The following is a 4708-nucleotide window of genomic DNA, read 5'->3' as shown; positions in this document are numbered from 1 at the left end:
GTAGTGATAAGGAAACAGGGCTCGGATAACATCATGGCGCGGGTAAATTAACCCACTAACGACGCCGGATATATGGTCGCAAACCGTATCGAACCAGTACTTGTAACACCCGGGGCGTCCATATATGATCAACCTTTGTCTGGCATGGCTACTGCCCGGCATGAGAGCTGTAAGTGAAACTGGCTACGTTTTTTATCCACCATTCTAATGTTGTTATTTCTGAGTAGAATGTTTGAAATATGTGCCTGAGTAACTAACTTAATCATGCCTGTGCTGGAGATATAAAAGCTGGTGGCGGTTCTATTTCTCTCCAGAGAACCATAGCGATTTCCTACTTGCGGTCATCACTGGCCTTCCAGTTATCCACAGCGCAAAAAAACCAGGAAAAATACCCTGATGCAGGAAAGAAGACAGCGAGCCGATATATTCCTGAATCCATTAGATATTTGGGTTCAACGATCTGAGTGGAAAAGTTAGTTTTAGATTGAATGTCATTACCAGGAACGGATATTTTTTGTTATCAATAAAATAACTCATTCGGGAGAAATCGGCCAGCATACTCGGATTCATGGCGGACTTACCAAACCTGCGGATGTCGCGAACTATGTGCTTATTAATTGTATCGTATAGTCTTCGAGTTATTTCAGGTGAGATATTTCGATTTATGTAGAGCTCGGATTTTCTTGCTTCAGGTTTCGGGAGGGGATAACAGGCAAAGGTATGGGTTTGAGTTAACTCATTTTTTTTCGTGAACAACTGTGTGAAGAATATGTCTGGCCTTTAATAACCGGGTGTTGGTAATGAAATATATTCCCTGATTATAAAGTTTAAAAGATGTTGACTAATGTGAATTAACTATTCTTTACCGGTTAGCCATTAATAACTAAAATATTAAATTTCTTAATTAATACAGAATGCCGAAGCATCCTGTATTAATAATAAGATTAAATAGCTCTTAATATCAGTCGTTAAAGTACCAGTAACCGCTGTTTACCAGCGCAGACAGCAACGCAAGGAATGAAGGATCGTCCAGCGCATCGCCAAGCATGTCTTTGGTTACGGTTTTATGGCGGGCAATCGCATCTACTGCGCCGATATGTTCCGTGGTCATGGCTTCGCCATTGACATAACAGGTATCACCCACGCGCAGCACGCGAAGACCGCCCAGACGTTCCAGCGTTTCACCCGACTCCAGCAGTTCATAAATTTCACCCGGCTGATAAGGCGGTTCCGGCGGTGCCAGATCCAGCTCATGACGCGACTGGGAAATAAACTCGCCAAACCAGCTGTTGAAATGCGCCGGATTACCAATCAGATCCAGCATCATGCCGCGCAGTTTATCCAGCTCAGCCGGTTGCACTTCGGCCGGATGTTCACGTTCAACCAGTTCCGGATCGCTGTAACGGTGGCTGCCCAGCTCGCGGGAAAGCACGAAATCTGCAAAACCACTGACCATCTCACGGGCGTTTGGCGCACGGAAACCGACGGAATAGTTGAGGGAGTTTTCCAGCGAATAGCCATCATGTGGGAAGCCCGGCGGAATGTAGACGATGTCGCCCGGTTCAAGTTCTTCATCAATAATCGCCTCGAACGGCTCGACCTGCAGCAAATCAGGATGCGGGCAATGTTGTTTCATGGCGACTTTCTCGCCCACACGCCAGCGGCGGCGGCCAGTGCCCTGAATAATAAATACGTCGTACTGATCCAGATGCGGGCCAACACCACCGCCGGGCACCGAGAAGGAAATCATCAAATCGTCCATGCGCCAGTCAGGAATGTGGCGAAATGGCGTCATCAGATGGGAAGAGGGTTCATGCCAGTGGTCGACCGCCTGAACCAGAACTGACCAGCCCGTTTCACCCAGATGATCGTAACTTTCAAACGGCCCGTGGCTGACATTCCACTTGCCGTCCTGATTGCTCACCAGACGGCTGTCCACCTCATTTTCCATCGCCAGACCAGCCAGTTCGTCCGGAGAGATCGGATCGACGAAATTTTTAAAGCCGCGTTTTAACACCACAGGACGCTTTTGCCAGTAACGCTGCAGGAAATCATTCCAGTCTAGGTCGAGTTGGTAATCCATAGTATTTCCCTTGCATTAAATGGAGGGTGATAAGGAAGAGAAGAGTCTGTAAATGATTATAACGGAAGGTGTTGCGGCTGAGTTGGGCAATTGCCAGCAAATTTCGCACTATGCTTAAGATTGCGCCGAAATTTGCTGGCAAAATAATCGGGGGAGAACGTTATTCCAGTTCAATGCCTTGTTGCAGACCAAAACAAACGCGCATGCTGGCGCCGCCAAGCGGGCTGTCACCAATGATAATTTTGCCGTCGTACTGTTCAATGATGTCGTTGGCGAGCGATAACCCCAGCCCTTGTCCCGGACGCAAGGTATCTGCCCGCTGCCCGCGCTGGAAAATCACCTCGCGCTTACTTACCGGAATACCCGGGCCATCGTCTTCAATCAGGATCACCAACTGATTCTCGGTATGGACGGCACTGATTTCGACAAACTCCAGACAGTATTTGCAGGCGTTGTCTATCACATTACCCATCACTTCCATGAAGTCATTTTTTTCGCCCACAAAGGTGATTTCCGGTGAAATATCCACCGTGATCACCACGCCTTTACGCTGATAAACCTTATTCAACGCCGAACATAATCCGTCGAGGATCGCCGGGACGGAGTGAACTTCACGGATCAGCAGGTTTTGTTCGGAGCGCAATGTCGCGCGATGCAGGTAATAGCCAATCTGCTGTGAGATGCGGCTGATTTGCTCAAGCATCACCGGCTCGGCATCTTCAATGGTCATCTGTTTACCATTGCGCAGTGCACGCAGGGTGGACTGCAAGACAGCCAGCGGCGTTTTCAGGCTGTGCGTCAGGTCAGCCAGCGTGGTGCGGTAACGATCATAACGGCCACGCTCCCCGTGCAGCAAAATATTCAGGTTACGCACCAGACCGCGCAGTTCACGTGGCGGGTTTTCATCCAGTGATTCCCGCTCGTGGGTTTCCAGTTCGGCGACCTGATGGATCAGTTCTTTGATTGGCCTCAGGCTCCAGTAAGCTGCCAGCCATAACAAAGGCACCACCAGCAGCAGGTTCGCCAGTAAGACATAGCTGAACCATTCCCAGACAAGATCAGATCGCTGTAATTCCTGCGGAATGGTATCGACCACCACAATGTTCAGCGCCGGCAGGCGCGAGGTTGCATTATAGGTATTGACCGCAATGGAGTGGGTCATCGCGTTGGCGTCGGTATCGTCGTAATCCTTCAACTTATCCTGCGCTTGCGGGTTGTTGCCCAGTACTTCGCTGCTGATTTGCGTGTCGGTATCCAGCTCATAGAAGCCGGGTTTATTCATCCACGCTTTATCGATATGCGCTTCGAGCTCAGGGATGCGGCGCTCGGCCCATAACAGTTTTCCGTCTGCGTCGTAAATGAACACCAGCGTCGGCGTGTTGAGGTCGAGATCAGGTGGAACGTTGATAGTCAGCTTGCCGTCGCGCCATTGTGCAAGGCTGAAGAAGAGGTTACTTTCGCCGCGCAGGAGCCGGTAGGCGGTTTTGTCGAAACTCACCATGTAACCCACCACGGCCACCAGCCCGTAGGCCAGCGACAGGGTAAGTACCACCGCAGCGGTCGCCATCATAAAGCGGACGCGAAGGGAGAAGGGGTTCCGGGTACGACGTCCTTTCATGAAGCGTCCTTTGAACATGACGATGATTATGGCCTGATGTCGAAACGGTAACCCTGACCACGTACGGTCGTTATCACATCAACCGGGTGTTCTGCCTGCAGTTTTTTGCGCAGACGGCCCATCAGAACATCGACGGTGTGACTTTCACGCAGCTCGGCATCCGGATAGAGCTGAAGCATCAGAGAGTCCTTGCTGACCACCTTTCCCGCATTGCGGATCAGTGTCTCGATAATCGTGTATTCGAAAGCGGTCAGTTTAATCGGCTGCTCATTGACGGTCAGTTCACGACGTGACAGATCAATCTGGAAAGGTTGCAGCGTGATCACCTGTGAGGCGAGACCGCTGTTACGGCGCATCAGCGCCTGCATGCGCGCCAGCACTTCTTCCAGATGGAATGGCTTAGTGACGTAATCATCCGCACCGGCTTCCAGCACTGCGACTTTATCCTGCCAGCTTTCGCGGGCGGTCAGCACCAGAATCGGCAGATTGTTCTGATGACTTCGCCAGCGGCGGATCAGGCTCAGGCCATCTTCACCAGGCAAGCCGAGGTCAACAATGGCGATATCAGGCGCATGCTCATGCAGAAAATAGTCTGCTTCTTTGGCGTCTTCTGCCGCATCGACCTGATGGCCCATTTCCCGCAGCTGCACTGAGAGGTGATGACGTAACAGTGCGTTATCTTCAATGACTAAAATTCGCATGGTGATTCCTTATCCTGACAGCGCGAAAAATGGATTAAACATTCTGAGTGCGATTGTAAATGATTCAGAAACATTTTAATCAACCTCAGGTCAACGCAGGTGTGCCGAACATCAACAGAACCTAAACGAATTATAAGCAGCTTCCGCCAGGCGTGGCATAAAAAAGGCGACCCGAAGGCTAATGCCGATCGTTTAAGGATCAGTTGACCGATCCGGTGGCTCGTGTAAAAAGGGTTCATGCTCATCATGGACCCTTTTTAAATGGAACTTTCACAAGCTCTCGGTATTATCAATCTCACTGCCCCC

At 50.3% G+C, this 4708-nt stretch carries 3 protein-coding genes; all 3 read right to left on the bottom strand.

The genetic code is table 11. The annotated features are described in order from the left end of the window. Nucleotides 1–961: 961 nt before the first annotated feature. A complete protein-coding gene (locus tag LC431_RS26095) occupies nt 962–2083 on the bottom strand; it encodes a cupin domain-containing protein (RefSeq protein WP_223510476.1) in 1122 nt (373 codons plus the stop codon). 160 nt (nt 2084–2243) lie between these two features. Next, nucleotides 2244–3701 (bottom strand): two-component system sensor histidine kinase PhoQ, encoded by a 1458-nt coding sequence (phoQ, locus tag LC431_RS26090; protein ID WP_013576219.1) that lies wholly within the window; start codon nt 3699–3701, stop codon nt 2244–2246. 26 nt (nt 3702–3727) lie between these two features. Then, nucleotides 3728–4402: a two-component system response regulator PhoP gene (phoP, locus tag LC431_RS26085; RefSeq protein ID WP_013576218.1), complete on the bottom strand. Its 675-nt coding sequence runs from the start codon at nt 4400–4402 to the stop codon at nt 3728–3730. Between the last annotated feature and the right edge of the window lie 306 nt (nt 4403–4708).

The sequence above is a fragment of the Rahnella sp. GSA61A genome, from assembly GCF_019969905.1.
GTDB lineage: Bacteria > Pseudomonadota > Gammaproteobacteria > Enterobacterales > Enterobacteriaceae > Rahnella > Rahnella aceris.
This window is presented reverse-complemented; position numbering and strand designations above follow the sequence as displayed.

Excerpts from the sequence above, each read along its gene's own strand:
- phoQ (WP_013576219.1), bottom strand. The coding sequence starts at position 3,701 with ATGAAAGGACGTCGTACCCGGAACCCCTTCTCCCTTCGCGTCCGCTTT.
- LC431_RS26095 (WP_223510476.1), bottom strand. The coding sequence starts at position 2,083 with ATGGATTACCAACTCGACCTAGACTGGAATGATTTCCTGCAGCGTTAC.
- phoP (WP_013576218.1), bottom strand. The coding sequence starts at position 4,402 with ATGCGAATTTTAGTCATTGAAGATAACGCACTGTTACGTCATCACCTC.